Annotated in this window: 20 protein-coding genes; 18 read left to right on the plus strand and 2 right to left on the minus strand. The window is 39.8% G+C overall.

Annotated features, from left to right (window positions below; all coding sequences use genetic code 11):
• The first annotated feature begins 8 nt into the window (after positions 1-8).
• The 10 genes from I585_RS22220 to I585_RS22265 all read left to right on the plus strand — a co-directional run bounded on the left by I585_RS22220 (position 9) and on the right by I585_RS22265 (position 10,130).
• Entirely contained in the window at positions 9-752 is a 744-nt protein-coding gene (locus tag I585_RS22220; protein WP_010741111.1) for a Stp1/IreP family PP2C-type Ser/Thr phosphatase, read from the plus strand.
• Positions 749-2,905, plus strand: a complete 2,157-nt coding sequence (gene pknB / locus I585_RS22225) for a Stk1 family PASTA domain-containing Ser/Thr kinase (protein ID WP_010741110.1) — start codon at positions 749-751, stop codon at positions 2,903-2,905. The genes I585_RS22220 and pknB overlap by 4 nt, the downstream gene beginning before the upstream one ends.
• A 273-nt stretch (positions 2,906-3,178) precedes the next feature.
• Positions 3,179-4,060 carry a ribosome small subunit-dependent GTPase A gene (rsgA, locus tag I585_RS22230; protein ID WP_010741109.1) on the plus strand — a complete coding sequence of 294 codons (882 nt, stop codon included), beginning with the start codon at positions 3,179-3,181 and terminating at the stop codon, positions 4,058-4,060.
• A 205-nt stretch (positions 4,061-4,265) separates the two neighbouring features.
• Positions 4,266-4,916 (plus strand): ribulose-phosphate 3-epimerase, encoded by a 651-nt coding sequence (rpe, locus tag I585_RS22235; protein WP_010741108.1) that lies wholly within the window; start codon positions 4,266-4,268, stop codon positions 4,914-4,916.
• Entirely contained in the window at positions 4,916-5,554 is a 639-nt protein-coding gene (locus I585_RS22240) for a thiamine diphosphokinase (protein ID WP_010741107.1), read from the plus strand. Before rpe ends, I585_RS22240 begins: the two co-directional genes overlap by 1 nt.
• Positions 5,555-5,713: 159 nt before the next feature.
• Complete coding sequence (mreC, locus tag I585_RS22245; RefSeq protein WP_010741106.1) at positions 5,714-6,574, plus strand: rod shape-determining protein MreC; 861 nt, start codon at positions 5,714-5,716, stop codon at positions 6,572-6,574.
• Entirely contained in the window at positions 6,571-7,101 is a 531-nt protein-coding gene (mreD, locus tag I585_RS22250; RefSeq protein WP_010741105.1) for a rod shape-determining protein MreD, read from the plus strand. Before mreC ends, mreD begins: the two co-directional genes overlap by 4 nt.
• Positions 7,102-7,317: 216 nt before the next feature.
• Entirely contained in the window at positions 7,318-8,772 is a 1,455-nt protein-coding gene (locus I585_RS22255) for a C40 family peptidase (protein ID WP_010741104.1), read from the plus strand.
• Positions 8,773-8,835: 63 nt separating this feature from the next.
• A complete protein-coding gene (locus I585_RS22260; RefSeq protein ID WP_010741103.1) occupies positions 8,836-9,339 on the plus strand; it encodes a VanZ family protein in 504 nt (167 codons plus the stop codon).
• A gap of 68 nt (positions 9,340-9,407) precedes the next feature.
• On the plus strand, positions 9,408-10,130 hold the full coding sequence (locus I585_RS22265) for a YebC/PmpR family DNA-binding transcriptional regulator (RefSeq protein WP_010741102.1): 723 nt from the start codon (positions 9,408-9,410) through the stop codon (positions 10,128-10,130).
• A 39-nt stretch (positions 10,131-10,169) separates the two neighbouring features.
• On the opposite strand, the gene I585_RS22270 is transcribed toward I585_RS22265, so the two are convergent.
• Together I585_RS22270 and I585_RS22275 are read right to left on the minus strand one after the other, a co-directional pair.
• Positions 10,170-11,576, minus strand: a complete 1,407-nt coding sequence (locus tag I585_RS22270; protein WP_010741101.1) for a L,D-transpeptidase family protein — start codon at positions 11,574-11,576, stop codon at positions 10,170-10,172.
• Between the two features lie 205 nt (positions 11,577-11,781).
• Positions 11,782-12,762: an L-lactate dehydrogenase gene (locus tag I585_RS22275; protein WP_010741100.1), complete on the minus strand. Its 981-nt coding sequence runs from the start codon at positions 12,760-12,762 to the stop codon at positions 11,782-11,784.
• Positions 12,763-13,120: 358 nt separating this feature from the next.
• Between I585_RS22275 and pth the strand changes: the two genes are divergently transcribed.
• From pth to hpt, 8 genes are all read left to right on the plus strand, one after another.
• Positions 13,121-13,678, plus strand: coding sequence for an aminoacyl-tRNA hydrolase (gene pth / locus I585_RS22280; protein ID WP_010741099.1), 558 nt, complete (start codon positions 13,121-13,123; stop codon positions 13,676-13,678).
• 105 nt (positions 13,679-13,783) lie between these two features.
• Positions 13,784-17,296 (plus strand): transcription-repair coupling factor, encoded by a 3,513-nt coding sequence (gene mfd, locus I585_RS22285; protein ID WP_010741098.1) that lies wholly within the window; start codon positions 13,784-13,786, stop codon positions 17,294-17,296.
• Positions 17,297-17,335: 39 nt separating this feature from the next.
• A complete protein-coding gene (locus tag I585_RS22290) occupies positions 17,336-18,898 on the plus strand; it encodes a putative polysaccharide biosynthesis protein (protein WP_010741097.1) in 1,563 nt (520 codons plus the stop codon).
• A 3-nt stretch (positions 18,899-18,901) separates the two neighbouring features.
• Positions 18,902-19,171, plus strand: coding sequence for an RNA-binding S4 domain-containing protein (locus I585_RS22295; protein ID WP_010741096.1), 270 nt, complete (start codon positions 18,902-18,904; stop codon positions 19,169-19,171).
• Between the two features lie 74 nt (positions 19,172-19,245).
• Positions 19,246-19,680, plus strand: a complete 435-nt coding sequence (locus I585_RS22300; RefSeq protein ID WP_010741095.1) for an FtsB family cell division protein — start codon at positions 19,246-19,248, stop codon at positions 19,678-19,680.
• A gap of 54 nt (positions 19,681-19,734) precedes the next feature.
• Positions 19,735-20,178 (plus strand): S1 domain-containing RNA-binding protein, encoded by a 444-nt coding sequence (locus I585_RS22305; RefSeq protein WP_010741094.1) that lies wholly within the window; start codon positions 19,735-19,737, stop codon positions 20,176-20,178.
• Between the two features lie 60 nt (positions 20,179-20,238).
• Complete coding sequence (gene tilS, locus I585_RS22310) at positions 20,239-21,573, plus strand: tRNA lysidine(34) synthetase TilS (protein ID WP_010741093.1); 1,335 nt, start codon at positions 20,239-20,241, stop codon at positions 21,571-21,573.
• A 13-nt stretch (positions 21,574-21,586) separates the two neighbouring features.
• Complete coding sequence (hpt, locus tag I585_RS22315) at positions 21,587-22,132, plus strand: hypoxanthine phosphoribosyltransferase (RefSeq protein WP_010741092.1); 546 nt, start codon at positions 21,587-21,589, stop codon at positions 22,130-22,132.
• The last annotated feature ends 79 nt before the right edge of the window (positions 22,133-22,211 follow it).

The raw sequence follows: 22,211 nt of genomic DNA on the forward strand, positions 1-22,211 counted from the left end.
ACAAAAGGATGGAGATCCAATTTCAATCAGACATCGGTAAGCGGCGCAACATGAATCAAGACTATGCAAATGTTTTTACTAATCAAGCAGGTATGTATTTAGCAATATTGGCCGATGGCATGGGCGGTCATTTGGCTGGGGATGTTGCTAGTAAAATGGCTGTTGACGGTTTAGGCGCTGCTTGGTCGACCTCGACTATTGCGCAGCCAGATGAAGCAGCTCAGTGGTTTTTAGCAGAAATTCAAAAAGTCAATGAAGCAATTTATCAAGAAGGTATTGCTCATCCAGAAATGCAAGGGATGGGGACAACAATTGTGAGTACCGCTTTATTGGATGAAAAATTTGTCTTGGCTCACGTAGGTGACAGTAGAGCGTATTTAATCCAAAATAATCAACTAAAACAATTGACGGATGACCATTCATTGGTCAATGAGCTGCTGAAATCTGGAGAAATCACAGAAGAAATGGCAGCAATTCATCCCCAAAAAAATGTGTTGACGCGTTCGGTTGGAATTGCCGGTGTGATTAAGACAGATGTCTCAGAACATCAGTGTCTTCAAAACGATTATCTGTTGTTGTGTTCAGATGGATTGACCAATATGGTCAGTGAAGAAAATATTCTGGCAATCGTAGAAAGTGACAAAACACTGGAAGCCAAAACTAAACAATTGATCAATGCTGCTAATGACGCTGGTGGTGCGGATAATATTACTGTCTTGCTGATTCATTTTGAAGGGGAGGCTCGTCCATGATTGAAATAGGCAAATTGGTCAATGGACGTTATAAAGTCATCGCTAGTATCGGCAGCGGTGGTATGGCGAACGTCTTTTTGGCCCACGATTTGATTTTAGATCGTGATGTTGCCATCAAAATATTACGCTTCGACTTTCAAAATGATCAAACTGCAATTCGACGCTTTCAGCGAGAGGCCTTAGCGGCAACCGAAATGGTTCATCCGAATATCGTTGGTGTTTATGACGTGGATGAAGAAAGCGGTATGCAGTATTTGGTTATGGAATATGTAAAAGGAATGGACTTGAAGCGATATATTCAAACGCGTTCACCTATTCCTTACGGCAAGATTGTAGATATTATGGAACAAATTCTATCTGCAGTAAGTTTGGCTCATGCTCATGGAATCATTCATCGAGACTTGAAGCCGCAGAATATTTTGATGGATCAGGCAGGCGTGGTTAAAATCGCTGATTTCGGGATTGCGATCGCCTTATCTGAAACCTCTCTGACCCAAACAAATTCCATGCTGGGATCTGTACATTATCTATCACCCGAACAGGCCCGCGGCAGCATGGCAACAAAACAATCAGATATTTATGCGTTAGGAATCATTTTGTATGAAATGATTACTGGCAATGTCCCTTTTGACGGAGAGTCAGCAGTTACGATTGCACTAAAACATTTTCAAGATGAAATGCCTTCAGTAAAAGGTTTTGATCCTGAAGTACCGCAGGCGTTGGAAAATATTGTGATGCATGCGACTGCAAAAGAGCCAGCTGATCGTTATAAAACAGCAGAAGAGATGGCAGCAGACCTTTCAACAGCATTGAACCCTGCGCGAGCAAACGAGTTGCCGTGGCAGCCAACGGCGATGCTAGATGAAACTAAAGTACTGACTCCGATTCAACCAGAAGATATTCAGACTGAAAAGCCTAAAGAGGAGCCCGCGGTTCCTGAAGAAAAGCCGAAAAAGAAAAAAGGCAAAAAATGGTTTATTATCATTTTTCTATTGTTGATGTTAGCAGTTGGCGGAGGAGTAGGATATCTTATGAGCAGTTCCGCGGAGATATCAGTTCCTCAAGTCAAGGACATGACTGAAGCGGAAGCACGTACGGCATTAAAGGCGGCAAAACTAACGGTCGATAATAAAGCGGATGAAGTCCCAAGCGACACGGTCAAAAAAGGACGTGTAGTAAAAACAAACCCTGAATCTGGCACTATGATAAAAAAGAATCGTTCTGTACGATTATATATAAGTTCAGGGACTAAGAAAGTCACTTTGAAGAGCTATAAAGGCGATGCAATTGACGACGCAAGGGACGATTTGGAGAGAATCGGATTTTTAGAAAAAAATATTCGTATAAAAAAAGTGAATGATGAGTCTGTTCCTGTGGATCAAGTGTTGAGCCAAACGCCAAAAGAAGGCACGAAGGTCGATCCGAAAACAGACGAAATTACACTCAGTATTTCAAATGGACCTAAAACGATAAAAATTGGTGATTACTCCCAGATGACTTATGCAGAAGCCGAAGCAAGCTTACTTCAGCTGGGCATTTCAAGCAATCAGATCAAGCGGGTGAACGAATCGAGTGAAACTATTTCAGCGGAGGAAGTCATCAGTCAAGACCCAGTTAGCGGCACAGCATTAACTTCAAAAGATACCATTACTTTGAAAGTCAGTTCAGGTTCAAGTTATGTGACGTTGAATGATCTCACTGGACAGGACAAGGCAACAGCAGAGGCGACAATCACTAATTTAGGGTTGAAATATTCTGAGCAGCAAGAATTTTCAGATGACGTGGAACAAGGGAAGGTCATTCGAACAGACCCAGGTGCGGGTTCCTCTTCATTGAAAGCCGGTGACACCGTAACCGTATATATATCTAAAGGTTCTGAAAATAAAGAAACTACCTTTGATGTGACGATCTCGGCTAAGTTTACTGGCTCAAATGATCAGCAGGACAAGATCACTGTCTTGTTGAAAGATGCTAAAAAATCAAGTTTGACAGAGGTTCTGAGTTTTCCGTTAGATAAGAACACCTCTTCCACATCCCAGTCAGTATCTGTAACCACTACAGAAGGCGGATCTGCCACCATTGAAGTCCGACGTAATGGAACGGCAGTAGTGACAAAAGATGTACAAAAAGAAGAGACAATTACAGTACCGTAGAAAAAACCTTTCCTATATTTTTTAGGAAAGGTTTTTAGGTTATTTGTACTGAAATAGCATTTGAAGTATGCTACAATAAAAATGAATTTAAGACGTGTCAGTTTAGCAGGATGTTATAGACATGCTAAACTAAAAGTTATTGTATAGTGAATACAATGATAATCGAAGTTGATTTTAGAAAAATGATTTTTATTTAAGAGTTAGCCTAGTTGCAAGGGGTTAATGAACAGCAGTATGGTCTGAAAGTTGGATTAGTTTTGTATAAAAAAGGAGATGAGACGAATCGAAGGACAGATTCGTAAAGCCTTAAGTGGTTTTTATTACGTTGCTAGTGAGGGAAAGATTCATCAGACACGTGCACGAGGTAATTTCCGCAAGAGGAAATTAACTCCTTTAGTCGGTGATGAAGTAGTATTTAGCAGTGAAGAAAATAGCGAGGGGTACATTCTTGAAATGCTGCCTCGGAAAAATGAGTTAGTTCGCCCGCCAGTTGCCAATGTGGATCAGGGGGTAATCGTAACTAGTTTGGTTGAACCAAATTTTTCATATAATCTGCTGGATCGTTTTTTAGTAACCTTGGAAAATAATTATATCCATCCGATTATCTACTTATCAAAAACTGACCTGGTCTCCGACCAAACATTGGTGGAGCAAATTCGTTCTGTTTATGAACCATTGGGTTACCCAGTAATTGATGGTGAACAAGATAAACAAAAATTAACAGATTTATTTGTGGGTAAACTAACCGTCTTTATGGGACAATCAGGTGCAGGGAAGTCAACATTATTAAATGATGTCTCACCAGAGTTGAATTTGGAAACAGGCGAGATTTCAGATGCGTTGGGTCGAGGACGGCATACCACGCGCCATGTGGAATTGCTGGATTTATTTGGTGGCTTAGTAGCTGATACGCCTGGATTCAGTTCAATTGATTTTTTGGAGATTACTGTTGAAGAGTTGCCAAAAGAATTCCCTGAATTTCGTGCCGCTGCGCCGGAATGTCGGTTCCGTGAATGCCGACATGTGAAAGAACCAGGCTGTGAAGTAAAACGTCGACTAGAAGAAGGCATGATCGCACAAACACGTTACGATAATTATTTACAATTTTTACAAGAGATCGAAAAACGTCGTCCTATTTATAAAAAAAATAAGTGATTAGATTTGAAAACCAAAATTATTTTCCAGAAAATGGAAAAGGATGTCAGTCCAACTTTTCGCATTTTTTTGAGAGTGAAGAAAAACTCAAGAGAAGTTAATTTAAGATACAGAGATTTAGTTGGATGGTATCCGGCTTGAAAAACAGAATTATTTTTCCTGTAAAGGAAAATAAATACATTAAAATGAAAAAGGAGTAAATACTATGAAAATTGCCCCATCGATTTTAAGTGCCGATTTTGCACGTCTAGGTGAAGAAGTGAAAATGGTGGAGGATGCAGGTGTTGACTATATCCACATCGATGTGATGGACGGAAACTTCGTGCCGAATATTTCTTTCGGTCAGGTAGTTGTGAGTGCCTTACGTCCTGTCACCAAATTACCGCTAGATGTCCATTTGATGATTGCCAACCCAGAAAATTACATCAATGATTTTGCCAAAGCGGGCGCAGATATCATCATGGCTCATGTTGAAGCAACTCCACATATTCATCGAGTGGTTCAAATGATCAAAGCTGCAGGTGTGAAACCAGGTGTTGTACTAAATCCTGGAACACCGGTTGAATCAATCAAATACGTCTTAGCGGATGTAGATCAGATTTTGGTGATGACAGTAAATCCAGGTTTTGGTGGTCAGTCATTCATCGAAGGTACAGTGGAAAAAATCGCCGAATTAGATCGCTTACGTAAAGAACATGGTTATCATTATGAAATTGAAGTTGATGGTGGTATTCAACCAGAATCAGCAAAAAAATGTGCTGCGGCTGGTGCTGATGTCTTTGTTGCAGGCTCGTATATTTATGACGCAGAAAACCCACAAGAAAAAATTAACGCATTGCGAGCAGCAATCGACTAATGAAGATCTTACTCGTTGCAGGCGGTGATCCCAATCACTGGCCTGCTTTTTCAACTGAATTTGAAAAAATTATCGGAATCGATCGCGGCAATTTATTTCTTTTGCGTCAAGGAATTGTGCCTGACTTAGCAATTGGAGATTTCGATTCGTTGAATGAAGATGAAAAAAAAGAGGTGTTCGATGCAGTTGATGAAGTGTTGACCTCGCCTGCGGAAAAGGACGACACGGATACTCAACTCGCATTAGTTAAAGCTTTCGAGCGATTTCCTTATGCAGAAGTTACTTTGATAGGTGCGACGGGAGGACGTTTAGATCATTTGCTAGCGAATCTGTGGTTAGGTGTGGAACCGCGGTTCTTTCCGTTTCTATCGCAAATCAAAATAGCGGATCAAGGTAATGTGGTAAGTTATCTATCTCCTGGGAAATATCAGATTAAAAAGAATGATCGTATGAAGTATGTAGCCTTTTGTTGTCTGACACCTGTAACAAAGCTGTCGTTGAAGAATCTGAAATATGAATTGGCCGAGGTCGATTTTTCGCAGCCTACTAGCCTAGCTAGTAATGAATTTTTGGAAGGGAAAGCTGAGGTTAGTTTTTCATCAGGAATGATTGCAGTGATTCAGAGTCGAGATGTTTAAAAAGAGTGGGGAAGAGTCGTTTTTGAAACGATTCATCCCCACTCCTTTTTTTATTTTATGAGAGATACTAAAATTCTTTAAAATCAACAGTCGTTGCTTTTTAATCCCTTCATTTAGTGGTAAAATTTATTCTATATTATAGCGTTCAGAGGTGCCTAAGTGAGAAAGTTCAATCCAAATAAGAATATCATTATTATATTAGTTGTTGTTATTATTGTAGTGGCAACTGTCTCGATTACCGCAGCAAACAGAGCAAAGGATAGCGAGACAAATATTGTTCAATCAGCCATCAATGACACTGTCAGTGTTGTTGATAAAACAATTACTGCACCGGGACGTTGGCTTAGCAGCGGTGTTAAATCTGTTTCAAATCTGATTAACACCTATGAGGAAAATCAAAAATTAAAAGGTGAAGTTGATCAATACGACGAAGTAAAACAAAAAACGAAGAATCAAGCTCAAGAGATCGAACGTTTGAAAGAAGAGCTTGAATTGAATCAAACATTGACTAGTTATGAAAAGGTTACAGCTAATGTTATCACTCGTTCACCTGATACGTGGCAGGATATGCTGATTGTGGACAAGGGAAGTAAAGATGGTGTTGAAGGAAATATGGCTGTTATGTCTCAAAAGGGATTAATTGGACGTGTGATGGAAGTGAATGCCCACTCATCTAAGATTCAATTATTAACTTCAGATAATAAAAGTAGTAATCATTTTCCGGTAAAAATAAGTTCAAATAAAGAAAATTCTTTTGGTGTGCTGAATAAATACGATGTTAAATCCCAGCAGCTGATTGCGTCAGAAATTACTGGTGACCAAGACATTAAAGAAGGCGATGTCGTTCAAACTTCCGGTTTAGGGGGGAACTCACCAGCTGATCTTGCTATCGGAACTGTCGTTAAGGTCAAGCCGGATAGTTATGGATTAAATCGCGAGGTTTACATTAAACCATACGCGCAAATGTATGATATTTCAGTTGTAACGATCATCCAAAGAATGGCGGGAGCGACCGAATGATTAGACGAACAACCTTGAAATATATCACGCCATTCTTGTTACTTTTCTTATTTTTACTAGATGCTCATGTGACTCGTATCATTGCATCATTGACTGACAATGTTTATGTTGCGAATGCACATCTGGCACTGCTAGTTTTATTGATTGTCTCGCGAGTTGTTGATGAACGGTTTTTATTGGGAACTTCGTTGGTTTTAGGAGTTCTGTATGACTTGTATTACATAGGTGTCATCGGTATCTATGCGGTAATTTTTCCGTTACTAGTTATGCTGTTTTACCTTTTTAAGAAGACTATTCAACAAAACATCTTAACGCTCTTTTTTACTGTTGTCATTAGTGTAACGCTCTTTGAACTGATCAGTTTATTGTTGCAAACTATTTTTGGCTTGACAGGGGTCAGCAGCGACTTTTTTGTGCCTCGATATTTAGGGCCAACACTGCTTTTTAATATTCTAACCTTTGTCATTTTAATCTTTCCATTAGAAAAATTATTGATTGGACCGCCAGAGGAAGAGCTTGGTATATAAGGGAAAATCCTCATTTTAAATAAATACAAAAAAACAGAAGAGAAAATCTTCTGTTTTTTTGTTGCAGCGATTTGTAACTCAAAAATAGTAAAATGAAATGTTTTTGTAACAAAGCTATTATACGGATGACATACAGCTGTGGTAAACTCATGAATGTGTTAGAAAAAAGTCTAATTAAATTCAAAAATAAAAACTAAGTAGTCGGAGGACATTAGAGTGAAAAAAAGTTTGTTATCAGCATTAATGGTATGTTCAGTGACATTAAGCGCATTAGCAGCTCCAGCCGCAGCTTCTGCCGATGAATTCGATAGTAAGATTGCAGATCAAGATGCAAAAATTTCAAGTTTAGAAAACCAACAAACTGATGCGCAATCACAAATTAACGCATTAGAAGGTGAAGTTGCTTCAATTAACGATAAAGCCCAAGGGTTATTAAACGAACAAGCATCATTAAGAGAAAAATCACAAGAGTTGCAGAAACAAATCGAAACGTTGGATAAACGTATCGAAAAACGTTCTGAAACAATTAAGGAACAAGCACGTGATACACAAGTTAAGCAATCTTCAGGTTCTAACGTTATTGACGTAGTATTGAATGCTGAGTCATTTACTGATGCGGTTAGTCGTGTTCAAGCAATGACAACAATCGTTAAAGCAAATAACGATTTAGTTGAACAACAAAAGGCTGATAAAGCAGAAGTTGAACAAAAACAAGCTGAAAACCAAAAACAACAAGAACAAATCACTGCTAACCAAGCAACTTTGGAAAGCCAAAAAGGTGATTTAATCACAAAACAAGCAGACCTAAATGTCCAAACAACGACTTTAGCAACTCAACAAGCAACTGCTGAAAGTGAAAAAGCAAGCTTGAAAGAAAAACAAGATGCTGCTGTTAAAGAACAACAACGTGTACAAGAAGAAGCTCGTAAAGCAGCAGAAGCTCAAGAGGCTGCTCAAAAAGCGGAAGCAGATCGCAAAGCGAAAGCTGATTCAGATGCTAAAGCAGAAGCAGATCGCAAGGCTCAAGAAGAAGCTGCTACAAGCACTACAACAACTGAAAGCTCAACAGCTGAGTCTGCAGCTACAGTAGAATCTTCATCAACTGAGCAACAAACACAATCGAGTGCGACTGAATCATCTTCAACAGCATCGACTAGTGAAGATAATTTCCAAGGCGGCGGAGCTACACCAACAACGCCTTCTGATACAGGAAATTCAAGTTCGAGTGATCAAGGTTCGACTTCTTCATCAACAAATAACCAAACGCCGTCTACACCGGCACCAACGCCTACACCAACTCCAGCTCCAGCACCATCAGGAAATACTGGTGGAGTTGTTGCTGAAGCAATGAAATATATCGGTACACCATATGTATGGGGTGGAAAAACACCAGGAGGATTTGACTGCTCTGGTTTTACTTCATATGTTTACCGTCAAGCTACTGGTCGTGAAATCGGCGGATGGACAGTTCCTCAGGAATCTGCTGGAACACGTATTTCTGTAGATCAAGCACAAGCTGGCGACTTATACTTCTGGGGTAGCCCTGGTGGTTCATACCACGTAGCGATTGCAATGGGTGGAGGACAATACATCCACGCACCGCAACCAGGCGAAACAGTTACTGTAAGTTCTGTAAGCTATTATGCTCCAAGCTTTGCAGTTCGTATGTAATCAAATTTAATTAATCGTGACCGGTACGAATTTCGTACCGGTTTTTTTAATGGAGGAAAAGCAATGCAGAAACAATTGAAAAATGGCAATTTTTATTTAGGAGTCGCTGTTATAGTAATGGTGATTCTATTTATCAGTTCTTCAATGACCTATCAACAGCAAAGTCAAGTTTCCCTGATCCAAAAATATTTAGCAAATGAACCTTTTAAAGAATCCCTCAGTCGTATTTCCTTCAACTATGCTGGCAGCGAAGTCAGTGTTTCTGCAAAGGGATATGTTAAGTTTGTTGAATTTTTTATTCGCAAGGCGGCACATTTTCTGACTTATTTTATTTTAGGCGGTAGTCTATACTTAGGATTATCACCGAAATTGAAGCAAAAGTCATCGGTCTTAGGTCTGTTATTCGCTTGGCTGGCTGCAACTGGCTATGCGGCTACGGATGAATTTCATCAAATGCTGACGGGTGGACGTACACCATTATTTCAAGATGTCATGCTAGATTCTTTTGGAGCATTGACGGCTTGTTTAATAATTATGTTGTTTCACCAGTTCAAGAAGCACCGATAGGCTTTGTCTTGACGAAACTTGTATTCAGACGGACAATGATAGAGATAAAATAATTGGAGGTATGTACCATGTCAGGACATAGTAAATGGAACAATATTCAAGGACGAAAAAATGCTCAAGATGCGAAAAGAGGAAAAATCTTTCAAAAGATGTCACGAGAAATTTACATGGCGGCCAAGGCCGGGGGTCCTGACCCTAGTACGAATCCTGCACTGCGACTAATGATCGATAAGGCTAAATCAGCTAACATGCCGAATGACAATGTGGATCGAGCAATCAAAAAGGCGACCTCGGCGGGTGAAAGTGAACACTATGATGAAATTACTTATGAAGGTTATGGGCCTGGCGGTGTGGCCATCTTAGTTCATACGCTAACTGATAATCGTAATCGAACAGCGACAAATGTTCGGGTGGCTTTTTCGCGTAATGGTGGAAATCTTGGAGAGACAGGATCAGTCAATTACATGTTTGACCGTAAAGGCTATATCGCGATCGAACGAGAAGGATTATCTGTAGATGAGGATACGATGTTTGAGAAGGTGCTAGAAGCTGGTGCGGAGGATATGGAAATTCTACCAGAGGTTTTTGAGATTTATACCGCTGCAGACGACTTTGTCAGTGTGAGAGATCAGTTGGAAGCAGATGGATTTAAATTAGCACAAGCGGAGTTAACGATGATACCTCAAACGACTGTTAGTCTCGATAAAGATCAGCAAGAGAAACTTGATCATTTGGTTGATAAATTAGAGGATGACGATGACGTCTCAGAAGTATTTACTTCAGCAGAATAAATAAAAAAACCAGCGAAAATTTCGCTGGTTTTTAATTTGTTAAAAAACTAATACTGGTGTACCGACTTCAACCATTTCAAAGAGTCTTGACATGACGTCTGGAGGTGTATTCACACATCCGTGAGAACCACGAGTCTTCCAAAGTTCGCCGCCATAAGCAGGCTGCCAATCAGAATCGTGAAGTCCAACGCCAGTCCAATCAATCGGCATCCAGTATTTAACTGGGCTCGCATAGTCACTGCCGTCATCATTTTTTCCTTTTAAGGTTTTGTTGGTTTCTTTAGACCAAACATAATCAACACCGGCTGGAGTTGGTGAACTTGGTTTTCCGCTGACGATGTCTGTTTCTAAAGCAACTTTACCATCTTTGTAATACCACATATGTTGGTTTTGTAAATCCACTTCAATATAAGTTTTATCAATTAAAGGTTTGTCAGCAGTTGTCGCACCAGTAACAATTGGTGAACGAGTGAAGTCTTTGCCTTCCAAAATTTGTTTGGTTAGTGCTTCGACCTCTGCTGATGTGTTGATCGTCCAACTATAAGTACCGGCTGGAACAGAAACTTTTCCGCGGCGAGTACTGTTAAAATCAGTAGGTTTTGAGCTGGTATTGTATTTCTCGCCCAGACCAGAAACATAAGCACTTACTTTTTCCTGATCAAGAGACATCGTACCATTGTCATCGACTAACCAATCATTGATGTCAGATGAAGGGATCTGAAAGTTTTCTCCATCAATACTGTAATTCGCTTTGATTTTTACTACAGCATTCATCTTTTCCATCGTCTTTTTCAAATCAGCATCATTTTTGGTGATAGTTGGTTTAGCAAGATAATTATCAAAGTTAATTGACTGTTTGCCTGTTTTTGCAGCTTCTTGAAAAGCCTTCACAGCAGCATCAACATCGATCGTGTTCCCCTGTTTTTCAGGAGTGATCTCAAAACCATCATTTGTACGAGAAACTTTAGCGTTTTCTGTAGCTGTTCTAGTTGTGTTTGCTTGAGTAATCTCTGCTCGTACTGCTTCGCCAACGGCATTTAGTTTGCTTTCATCCAAGGTGTTTCCATCAACGTCTTTTGTGTCCGCTGCAGAAACCAATTGCATGCCCCAGCTAAATGGGTTCTGTTTTTTCTGCATTGCTTTTAAACCAGCTTGATAATCATTTTGCCAGCCTAAATCTTTGCGATTGATCTCTTTCCAATTTTTATCATCGATCTTAATTAGGAAAGGTGAATCTGTCAGTTCACGGGTAATTTTTCGATTTGCTTCGCTCACTGTCAAATTATCGATCTTCACGCCATTAACCACCGTGTTTGGTAGGAACCTTTGAGCGTAATATGTACTGCGGAAGGCGTATCCGCCAATTAAAACTACCAATAAACCTAAGACAACGATCACACCGATTCGCGTTCGGCCACGAGAATTTCTTCTTTCATTTCTTGTCATCGAAATAACTCCTCATTGCTTTTCTGTATTTGGTTTCATTAATTATCGAAGTGTATCTATTAAAAAGTAGTCGATTATTCAAAATGATATACCGAATATAAATATACCATAGAATGGCTGAAATACGAGTGATATGTTTTGAAATGTTAGTAAATATTAAAAAAACCGCAAAGAATAAAAATATTCTTTGCGGTTAAGAAAAAGTCTATTTTCCTTCAGCTTCAAGATCAGCAAAAGCTTTATCCATAACTTCTTTAAGTTCTTTAGCGGAAGCATCCATACGATCTTTTTCAGCATCGCTCAATGGAATTTCGATAATATTTTGAATTCCTTTTGCATTGATGACAGCTGGTGCACCGATATAAATATCGCTTTGTCCATATTGTCCTTCTAAATAAACAGACAATGGGAATACAGCACTTTCGTCATTAAGGATTGCGCGTGTGATACGAGCTAAGGCAACAGCGATACCGTAGAATGTCGCACCTTTTTTCTCGATAATCTCGTATGCAGCATCACGTACACCGAAGAATAAGTTAACTAGAGCTTCTTCATCAACTTCTGGGTTATCTTTTACCCATTCATAAATTTGTAAGCCGGCAACGTTAGCGTGTGACCAAACTGGGAATTCTGAGTCACCATGTTCGCCTAAGATATAAGCATGGACGTTACGAGCGTCAACGTCTACTAATTCAGCGATTGCTTGACGGAAACGAGCTGTATCCAATGAAGTACCAGAACCGATTACACGTTCTTTAGGGAATCCAGAGAATTTCCAAGTAGAGTAAGTCAAGATATCTACAGGGTTAGCGGCTACTAAAAAGATTCCGTCAAAACCAGAAGCTACTACTTGTTCTACAATACTCTTGTTGATGCGTAAGTTTTTACCAACAAGGTCTAAACGAGTCTCACCTGGTTTTTGTGGAGCGCCGGCTGTGATGACAACAAGGTCAGCATCATGACAATCTTCATAAGAGGCAGAATAGATTTTCTTAGGTGATGTAAAAGCTAATGCGTGTGATAAGTCGATTGCATCTCCTTGTGTACGGTTGGTATCGATATCGATAATACCGATTTCTTGAGCGATATTTTGATTGACTAGAGCGAAGGCATAACTTGAACCTACTGCGCCGTCTCCGATTAACATTACTTTTTGATGGGTTTTACTAGCTGCTTTTGCAGTCATGTGTACCAATCCCTTCTTCTATTTGTTTTTCCAGTGGAATGATACCATTAATTAATGAAACTTGTCACGTAGTTTACTCATTAATAATACAGTTATTTTTGCTGTTTCAGAAGAAAACGCTTCATGTGTGAACAGCTCAAGAGGCTGGTACTATAAACTTTTTTCAAAAATAACAGAAACTTAAGAGAGACTTAAAGCACTGAAAACGGTCACTACAGGTTAGTTTGTGTTATACTGTATAAAGAAAATTTTGGACTGGGTAGTCATTTGACTATCCAGCATTTTGTCATGCAGATGAACGTGGAATAAACTTCAATACAAGAATAACTTTTATATAGAAAAACGAGGCGGTAATACAATGAAAATGATCGTAGGTCTTGGGAATCCAGGAAAAAAATATGAAAACACAAAGCACAATGCGGGTTTTATGGTTGTGGATCTTTTAGCGAAGGAACATGGAGCGATTTTTAAGAAAAATACTTTTGAAGCAGAAGTAGCGGATTATTTTGTCAAAGGTGAGAAAATACTATTAGTGAAGCCGATGACTTTTATGAATGAATCAGGGCGAGCTGTAGGTCCGTTGATGACGTACTTTGGTATTGATTTGGAAGAATTAGTCATAGTCGCTGATGACCTGGATATGGAGCTGGGAAAACTGCGTCTAAGACAAAAAGGCAGTGCCGGTGGTCATAATGGATTAAAAAGTATTATCTCTCATATTGGAACGCAGGAATTTGATCGGATAAAAATCGGCATCGGACGACCAAATGGAAAAACGGTCGTAAACCATGTTTTGAGTACCTTTGGTAAAGATGAAGCCGCGACTATTGCAAACAGTGTTGCGCGGGCTGCGGATGCAGTGGACGATTTTATTGAAGGAAATGATTTTTTGCAAACAATGAATCGATTTAACTAAAGTGCCGAATGACTTTTTTTTAAAATTTGTTCTACAATGAACGGAAAATGTAACGAACATCTTAGAACAAACCAGTTTTGTGAGTATGGATTAAGGAGTAAAAAGATGAATTTGATTGAATTTGTAAATCAATTGCCGCTAGTAAAGGAGTGGCAGGCTAAATTAGATGAAAAAGCGAAACGTCAATTGTTGATCGGACTTTCTGGTTCAGCAAAAGCATTAGTGATGGCGGCGACGCATCAGGCAAGTCAAAAACAGACCGTAATCGTCGTACCTAATCTTTATTACAGCAACCAGTTAGCCGATGAACTGCGACAGATCGTAGAAGATGTCCATTTGTTTCCAGTGGATGAAGTACTTTCAGCAGAAATGGCATTTGCTTCACCAGAAGCGCGGGCAGAGCGCGTATCAACGCTGCAAGCATTGTCTCAAGGAAGATCTGGAATTTACGTTGTGCCGACTGCAGCGTTACGAAAATACTTGCCGACGACGGAGACTTGGACAGCCAATCAATTACATTGGGAAATCGGCAGTGAAGTTGATTTAGAGAACTTAGCGCAACGTTTAGTTTTGATGGGGTATGAACGACAAACGATGGTTGGCAAACCGGGTGAATTCAGTATGAGAGGAAGCATTGTCGATATTTACCCGTTGACGACAGAATACCCGGTCCGGGTTGAACTTTTTGATGTGGAAGTAGATTCACTACGTTATTTCGAACCGGAAACGCAACGCTCGGTAGAAAATCTGAATGACGTTTGGATTACACCAACCACAGATTTAGTTTTTTCTGAAGAGGATTTGAAACAAGGGGCAATAAAAGTAAATCAGCTTTTACAAAATCGTTTGGCGGTCACAAAAGAGAAAGAGGACTATAATTTCTTAAATGACTATTTTGGCCAATTAATTGCTTCTTGGGAAGATGGAATTCCAACAGAGCAAGCAAAATATTATACTGACTTATTATATGAAAAAAAAGTTTCATTATTGGACTACTTTACTAATGATAGCCTGTTGTTTGTCGATGATTATCCGCGCATGATGGAGACACATCGTGAGATGGAGCGGGAAGAAGCAGAATGGCATACACAAAAAATTGAAGAAATGCGTGTCTTTTCTGAACAGACTTTTGGTATGAATGCTCAAGACCTAATTAAAAAGTCCAAACTAGCTACCAGCTTTTTTTCGTTATTCCAAAAAGGGATGGGAAATCTGCGCTTCGAGGCGATTCATAATTTTCAATACCGTTCGATGCAGCAGTTTTTCGGACAAATGCCTTTGCTTAAAACGGAAGTTGATCGTTGGCAAAAACAAGAACAAACTGTTTTATTCCTTGTATCCGATCAGGAAAGACAAGAAAAACTGACACAGGAATTTCAGGATGCTGAGATTGCAGCAGTTCAAACAACACCGGATGATTTATTAGTTGGGCAGACACAGATTGTTTTGGGGAATTTGACGAATGGTTTTGAGCTGCCTCAAGATAAATTGGTCATAGTAACCGAACGAGAGATTTTCCAAAAGGTTACAAAAAAGCGTGCTCGACGTCAAACCATCTCTAATGCGGAACGCTTAAAGAGCTATAATGAGTTAAAAACAGGCGATTATGTTGTTCACGCGAATCACGGGATCGGGAAATATATTGGCATGGAGACGATTGAGATTGATGGTGTCCATCAAGATTATATGTCCATCTTGTATCAAAAAGACGATAAATTATTCATTCCAGTAACACAGTTAAATTTGATCCAAAAATATGTTTCTTCCGAAGCCAAACCACCGAAAATCAATAAACTTGGCGGAAGCGAATGGACCAAAACCAAGAGCAAAGTTTCAAAAAGAATTGAAGACATTGCCGACGATTTAATCGAGCTGTATGCCAAGCGTGAAGCTGAACGCGGGTATGCTTTTGGTCCCGACGACGAATATCAAAAAGAATTTGAAGATGCTTTTCCATATACCGAAACGGATGATCAGCTGCGGAGTACGGCTGAGATCAAGCATGATATGGAAAAGACTCGCCCGATGGACCGCTTGTTGGTAGGAGATGTCGGTTTCGGTAAAACCGAAGTAGCTTTACGGGCAGCATTCAAAGCAATCAAAGAAAATAAACAAGTTGCTTTTCTTGTGCCAACGACGATTTTGGCTCAACAGCATTTTGATACGATGACGGAACGTTTTGAAAACTTTCCGGTCAATGTCGCGATGTTGAGCCGTTTCCGTACGAAGAAACAGCAGAACGAAACGATTGAAAAAATTCGTACTGGACAGGTCGATATTGTAGTTGGAACTCATCGACTCTTGTCGCAAGATTTGCAGTTTGCTGATTTAGGCTTATTAGTTATTGATGAAGAACAACGATTTGGTGTAAAACACAAAGAGCGCTTGAAGCAATTACGCTCGCAAGTAGATGTATTGACCTTAACAGCAACACCGATTCCTCGGACGCTGCATATGTCAATGTTGGGTGTGCGTGATTTATCTGTGATCGAAACTCCGCCGGAAAATCGTTATCCGATTCAAACCTATGTGATGGAGACGAATCCAGGCGCAATCCGGGAAGCTATCGAACGAGAAATGGCACGTGGCGGTCAAGCCTTCTATCTTTATAATCGAGTAGAGACGATTGAACGAAAAGTTGAAGAATTGCAGATGCTAGTACCTGATGCCAAAATTGGATTTGCTCATGGCCAAATGACAGAAGTTCAGTTAGAAAATACCTTAATGGATTTTATTGATGGTCAATACGATATTTTAGTTACTACTACAATTATTGAAACGGGAGTGGATATTCCTAATGTCAATACATTGTTTGTTGAAAATGCGGACTATATGGGATTATCGACGTTATACCAATTGCGTGGACGTGTAGGTCGAAGCAATCGAATCGCCTATGCTTACTTCATGTACGAGCCGCAAAAAATTCTAAATGAGGTCAGTGAAAAACGACTACAAGCTATTAAGGACTTCACAGAATTAGGATCTGGTTTCAAGATCGCGATGCGAGATTTGTCAATCCGCGGTGCGGGAAATCTTTTAGGTGCCCAACAGCATGGATTTATTGATGCGGTCGGATTTGATATGTATTCTCAAATGCTATCTGAAGCAGTTGACCGTAAGCAAGGAAAAAATACGCAAGTCGAGCGAACTTCAGTAGAGATCAATTTAGGAATTGACGCGTATATTCCGGGAACCTACATTGAGGACGAACGACAAAAAATTGAAATCTATAAGCGGATTCGTGAGTTAGAAAGTACGGAGATGCTGGATGAAGTAGAGGCCGATTTAGTCGATCGTTTTGGAGACTATCCTGACGAAGTGGCCAACTTGCTGAATGTCGGACAAATCAAAATGGATGGCGATCGTGCCTTAGTTGAAAGTATCGTGAAACGTCAGCAGCAAATTGTGTTGACGTTAAGTAAGGTCGGTACTAAAGCCTATAAAGTTGAACAGCTTTTTGAAGCCTTGAGTGCAACGAAGATGAAAGCAACCTTAGGTGTCGAAAAGGATAAAATGGTCATCAAACTAACTATTGGGAAAACAATGGACGAGGCAGTCTGGTTACGAGAAATTAGCTTGTTTGTACGTGCATTGCGAAAACAAAAATACAAAGAATAGGTGGTGGAGGCGCTGGCGAATAAAGAAATGCGAGTCATGATGCAAGGTGCCTTCGTCTTGACTGCGGCATCATTTGTCGCAAAATTATTGAGCGCGGTTTATCGTGTCCCTTATCAAAATTTTGCCGGTGATGAAGGCTTCTATGTGTATCAACAAGTTTATCCGATTTACGGTATCGCTATGACGTTGGCTTTGTCAGGCCTACCCCAATTTATTTCAAAATATGTAGCAGAGCAGCAAGAACCTCGTGATCAACGCCAGGCACTGGATGAATTATTTCCACTGATCAGTGGTTTTGGACTGATTTTATGGGCATTGTGTTTCTTCTCTGCACAACCGATGGCAAACTGGATGGGTGACGGCAACCTCGCTCCCTTAATTCGGATTGTTTCGTTTACGTTTGTAATAATGCCGTTTCTATCAATTACACGAGGGGAGTTTCAAGGAAAGCTGTTGATGGTTCCAACTGCTGTATCGCAAGTTGTTGAGCAAATAATTCGCGTCGGAGTGATTGTTATTGCCGCCTGGTCATTCAGACAATTTGGCTGGGATGTTTATCACACAGGGACAGTAGCGATGTCAGGTGCCTTGGTTGGCGGAATTGCGGCAGTCCTTGTCTTGTGGTACTATCGCCGAAAAGTTTTAGGAACTAGCCTTACATTAAAAGTGCCCACACTCGGAGAAAATCCGCTAGCTTTGGGAAAACGTTTGGCGCTTGAAGGCGGATTGATGACGATTTATAGCGGATTGTTGATTTTATTTCAATTGATTGATTCTTTTACCGTTAAAAAAGCGTTAGTTGATTTTGGCTTGAATGAACATGGAGCAAAGTTGGCTAAGGGAATTTATGATCGGGGACAGCCGCTGGTTCAGTTGGGCCTAGTAGTGGCATTGGCATTGAGTTCTAGTTTTTTACCGGTATTGACACGCCATTTAATCAATCGTGATCGTGGGATGTTTGTTAAAACAAGTCAAATATTTTTACGATTAACTTGTGGAATCGCTGCGGTAGCTTCGCTTGGCTTGGCTCTGTTACTGCCTTATGTAAATTATGCGTTGTTCAAGGATTATAAAGGAAGCGGGACACTTGTCTTGTTCGTTTTTGCGATTTTTTTGATGGCGATGGTGCAGGCGTATCAAAGTATTGCCCAAAGTCAAAATAAATATCGCAGTTCCTTGCAAGCTGCTGGTGTCGGTTTATTTTTAAAAGTAGTGATTACTGGCGGAATGACAAAACAATTTGGAACAATTGGTGCTAGTCTCTCAACACTGTTAGGATTAGCGGCGGCTTTATTTATCTTGCATTTCGCCTGTGATCAAGAAACGCGAAGTTATGGCAGTCAACGTAATTTTATGGGAAAACTTTTTATTTGCTTAATTGGTATGGTAGTAGCCCTCTTATGTTATTATGGCGGTATCAGTATTATTTTTGGAATGGTTCAAAAAAGAAGTATTGCATTGCTAGCAGCCATTTTTGGTGTGTTGATTGGTGGAAGTGTTTTTATAATCTTAGCCATTCAATTACGGTTATTAACAATTCGCGAATGGCTGATGTTGCCATTTGGTAGTAAATTATTGAGAGTAAATTGGAAAAGGAGATAATTCATGCGATTAGATAAATTTTTAAAAATTTCACGGATCATAAAACGTCGGCCGGTAGCAAAAGAAGTTGCGGATAAAGGTCGGATTCAAGTCAATGGAAAATTAGCAAAATCTTCATCTGATGTAAAAGTCGGAGATGAGTTGAGAATCCAATTTGGAAACAAAGTCCTAGAGGTCGCGGTGGAGGAGCTGCATGAGTCGACTAAAAAAGATGACGCAGCGAAAATGTATCGGATTATTAGTGAGACTCGAGTGGAAAATAACGGGAATTAAAGATAATTCAAATAGACAATTATATCCTGAATTGATATAATAGTAAAGAATTTCATGGTAAGGAGCGAGCTGGAATGAATGAGAACGAGACGCAAAAAGTTGCTTCATTAGATACACCATATGCCAAAGAGCAATATCGTAAATTTCAAAAGCAACATCGACAATTAATCTTTAAACGTCGTCGTTTAGCAGCGCTTCTTGCAATCGCAGCATTTGCTGCTATTGTCATGGGAGTTCAAATCTTCAATGAACAACGTCATTTAAGTGAATTAAAAGAAATCAAAGTCAAAACGGTTGCTGAGTCTGCGAAAGTAGATGATCAGGTGGATGGCTTGAGGCAAGACGTGAAATTGTTGAAAGATGATAATTATGTGGCGAAGTTGGCCCGTAGTCGTTTCTATTATTCAAAAGATGGAGAATTGGTTTTTGTTTTACCAGATTCAGCAAATACGCCTAGCAAAGACAAACAGTCTGCTGACGAAGTTGTAAAGTCCGAAACTGCCAAATAGTTTAAACGCAGTTTTAAAATAAATTGGAAAAAAAATAGGAGGAACATTTTTTTTATGTCAATCGAAGTAGGAGCTAAGCTGCAAGGAAAAGTATCAGGGATCACCAATTTTGGTGCTTTCATCGACTTGGGAGAAGGTAAAACAGGCTTAGTCCATATCAGTGAAATATCTAATGGTTTTGTCAAAGACATTCATGATGTATTGACTGTCGGCGATGAAGTAACGGTGAAAGTGACTTCTGTTGGAGACGACGGTAAAGTTGGCCTTTCGATCCGTAAGGCACAAGATCAACCACAACCAGAAAAGAAACCTTTCAAACGTGAGTTCCGTGACAATAATCGTCCGAAACCAACTGGTAAAGGCAAGCCCCAAAGTGGCGGCAAAGAAGACTTCGATTCATTGATGAGTTCCTTTTTAAAGGATAGTGATGATCGCTTGTCATCGATCAAACGCAATACCGAAGGAAAACGCGGAGGCCGTGGCGGTCGCCGTAGTTAAAATAGAGAGGCTGAAATTCTTTTAGGATTTCAGCTTTTTTTATAGGTGAAGGAGAGTAACATGGAACAGGCTTTTTTTCGTGAAAACCCTGAATTAGTGACGAGCAAGAAAATATTATTGGCAGTTTCGACTGGAGTCGACTCGATGGTTCTTTTACATTTGTTAGAGCAATTGGGAGCGACTATCGGTGTAGCTCATGTGAACCATCAGTTACGTGCGGAGTCAAAAGCTGAAGCGGCTTTTTTACGAGACTATTGTGAAGAACGTAAATTGCCTTTTTATCTGAAGGTATGGGAACAACCCGTGAAAAAAAATATTGAAGCGGAAGCTAGAAAAGTTCGTTACAATTTTTTTGATACGATCATGTCAGAAGAAAAGTACGATTTACTGTTGACGGCCCATCATGGCGATGATCAATTAGAGACGCTCTTGATGCGTCTGACTCGTGGTGGTTCTTTTGCGGGGCATAGCGGAATTGCCCGTCTGCAAAAATTTAGTACAGGGATTCTATTACGCCCATTGCTTCCTTTTTCGAAAGAAAAAATTTATAGCTATGCAGAAAAGAAGCGCTTGACCTATTTCGAAGATGCTACGAATAGTTCGCAGGAGTATTTTCGCAATCGCATTCGGCAAAATGTCGTTCCGGAGCTAAAAAAAGAGAATTCACAGGTTTTGGAGCATGCCCAACAATTTCATCAACAATTGATTTGGGCGAATCAATTGATAGATCAGTCACTAAAAGAAAATTTAAGAAATATCGAATTTGACGGTCGACGCTGGTCTTTTTCTCATGAAATTTTACCTGCAGAAACTGGTGCTCGTTATTATTTTCTTTCTGCGTTCTTTCAACAAACAGCGGAGCAGACAACGTTTATAATCTCTCAGCGGCAACTTTTTGCACTACTAGACCAAATTCAACATTCTGGTAGTCAATGGATTATGGATCTCGGAGATAACTGGCAATTTGCACGACGTTACCAACAATTTGTTTTAGAGAAGAAGGCAAAAGTCGATAAAGGTGTCTTTCGTTTGTCGGAAAATGAGCGATGTTCATTATCTGATGGTACGACGATTGCTTTGAAAAAAAGCGATCTAACTTTGGAAAATGAGGTGTACCAAGTTCCGTTGCCCTTAGAGGTAAAGTTGCCTTTAACGATTCGACGTCGGCAGTCAGGCGATCGGATACGTTTGACTGAGACGTTAACTAAACGGGTTAGCCGTTATTTTATTGACAAAAAAGTTTCTGCTGAGAAACGTGAGCAAGCGTGGATTGTAGAAGATTCCACAGGAGAAATCTTAGCGCTCTTACCTTTTGTTAATTCCTATTTGAGTATTACAACTGAAACTGATAGAATACACTACATACTTGACTACAGGCTTCAAGTATCGAAATGAAAGGAGTTTCTACATGCTAGCAAAAGATATTGAAAAAGTATTGATTACTAGAGAAGATATTCAAAAACGTTGCGTCGAATTAGGTGCACAATTAACTGCAGATTATACGGATAAAAATCCTTTAGTAGTTGGTATTTTAAAAGGGGCCGTACCATTTATGGCTGATATTGTTCGTGAGATCGATACACATTTGGAATTAGATTTTATGGATGTTTCAAGTTACGGAAATCAAACTGTTTCTTCTGGTGAGGTAAAAATTATCAAGGACTTGGACACGAATGTTGAAGGGCGAGATCTATTGATTGTAGAAGATATCATTGATAGTGGTCGGACTCTGGGCTATTTAGTTGATTTATTTAAATACCGTAAAGCCAAATCAGTGAAAATCGTCACATTGTTGGACAAACCTGAAGGCCGTGTGGTAGATATTCATGCGGATTATGTCGGCTTTGACGTACCTAATGAGTTCGTGGTCGGTTATGGACTTGACTATGCAGAAGCGTATCGAAACCTGCCATATGTAGGTGTATTGAAGCCAAAAATTTATCAATCAAATTAGTGACTGAAAAAATCACAGTGTGATATACTTAAAAGGTCAAAATTGATAAAACTTTTTTAACAAGCTAATAAGCTAACAA

It is taken from the genome of Enterococcus malodoratus ATCC 43197 (genome assembly GCF_000407185.1).
In the GTDB taxonomy this organism is placed as follows: Bacteria; Bacillota; Bacilli; order Lactobacillales; family Enterococcaceae; genus Enterococcus_A; species Enterococcus_A malodoratus.

Excerpts from the sequence above, each read along its gene's own strand:
- rpe (WP_010741108.1), top strand. The coding sequence starts at position 4,266 with ATGAAAATTGCCCCATCGATTTTAAGTGCCGATTTTGCACGTCTAGGT.
- I585_RS22265 (WP_010741102.1), top strand. The coding sequence starts at position 9,408 with ATGTCAGGACATAGTAAATGGAACAATATTCAAGGACGAAAAAATGCT.
- I585_RS22270 (WP_010741101.1), bottom strand. The coding sequence starts at position 11,576 with ATGACAAGAAATGAAAGAAGAAATTCTCGTGGCCGAACGCGAATCGGT.
- pknB (WP_010741110.1), top strand. The coding sequence starts at position 749 with ATGATTGAAATAGGCAAATTGGTCAATGGACGTTATAAAGTCATCGCT.
- I585_RS22290 (WP_010741097.1), top strand. The coding sequence starts at position 17,336 with ATGCAAGGTGCCTTCGTCTTGACTGCGGCATCATTTGTCGCAAAATTA.
- I585_RS22295 (WP_010741096.1), top strand. The coding sequence starts at position 18,902 with ATGCGATTAGATAAATTTTTAAAAATTTCACGGATCATAAAACGTCGG.
- I585_RS22275 (WP_010741100.1), bottom strand. The coding sequence starts at position 12,762 with ATGACTGCAAAAGCAGCTAGTAAAACCCATCAAAAAGTAATGTTAATC.
- I585_RS22240 (WP_010741107.1), top strand. The coding sequence starts at position 4,916 with ATGAAGATCTTACTCGTTGCAGGCGGTGATCCCAATCACTGGCCTGCT.
- pth (WP_010741099.1), top strand. The coding sequence starts at position 13,121 with ATGAAAATGATCGTAGGTCTTGGGAATCCAGGAAAAAAATATGAAAAC.
- I585_RS22305 (WP_010741094.1), top strand. The coding sequence starts at position 19,735 with ATGTCAATCGAAGTAGGAGCTAAGCTGCAAGGAAAAGTATCAGGGATC.
- hpt (WP_010741092.1), top strand. The coding sequence starts at position 21,587 with ATGCTAGCAAAAGATATTGAAAAAGTATTGATTACTAGAGAAGATATT.
- I585_RS22300 (WP_010741095.1), top strand. The coding sequence starts at position 19,246 with ATGAATGAGAACGAGACGCAAAAAGTTGCTTCATTAGATACACCATAT.
- tilS (WP_010741093.1), top strand. The coding sequence starts at position 20,239 with ATGGAACAGGCTTTTTTTCGTGAAAACCCTGAATTAGTGACGAGCAAG.
- I585_RS22260 (WP_010741103.1), top strand. The coding sequence starts at position 8,836 with ATGCAGAAACAATTGAAAAATGGCAATTTTTATTTAGGAGTCGCTGTT.
- mfd (WP_010741098.1), top strand. The coding sequence starts at position 13,784 with ATGAATTTGATTGAATTTGTAAATCAATTGCCGCTAGTAAAGGAGTGG.
- mreD (WP_010741105.1), top strand. The coding sequence starts at position 6,571 with ATGATTAGACGAACAACCTTGAAATATATCACGCCATTCTTGTTACTT.
- rsgA (WP_010741109.1), top strand. The coding sequence starts at position 3,179 with ATGAGACGAATCGAAGGACAGATTCGTAAAGCCTTAAGTGGTTTTTAT.
- I585_RS22220 (WP_010741111.1), top strand. The coding sequence starts at position 9 with ATGGAGATCCAATTTCAATCAGACATCGGTAAGCGGCGCAACATGAAT.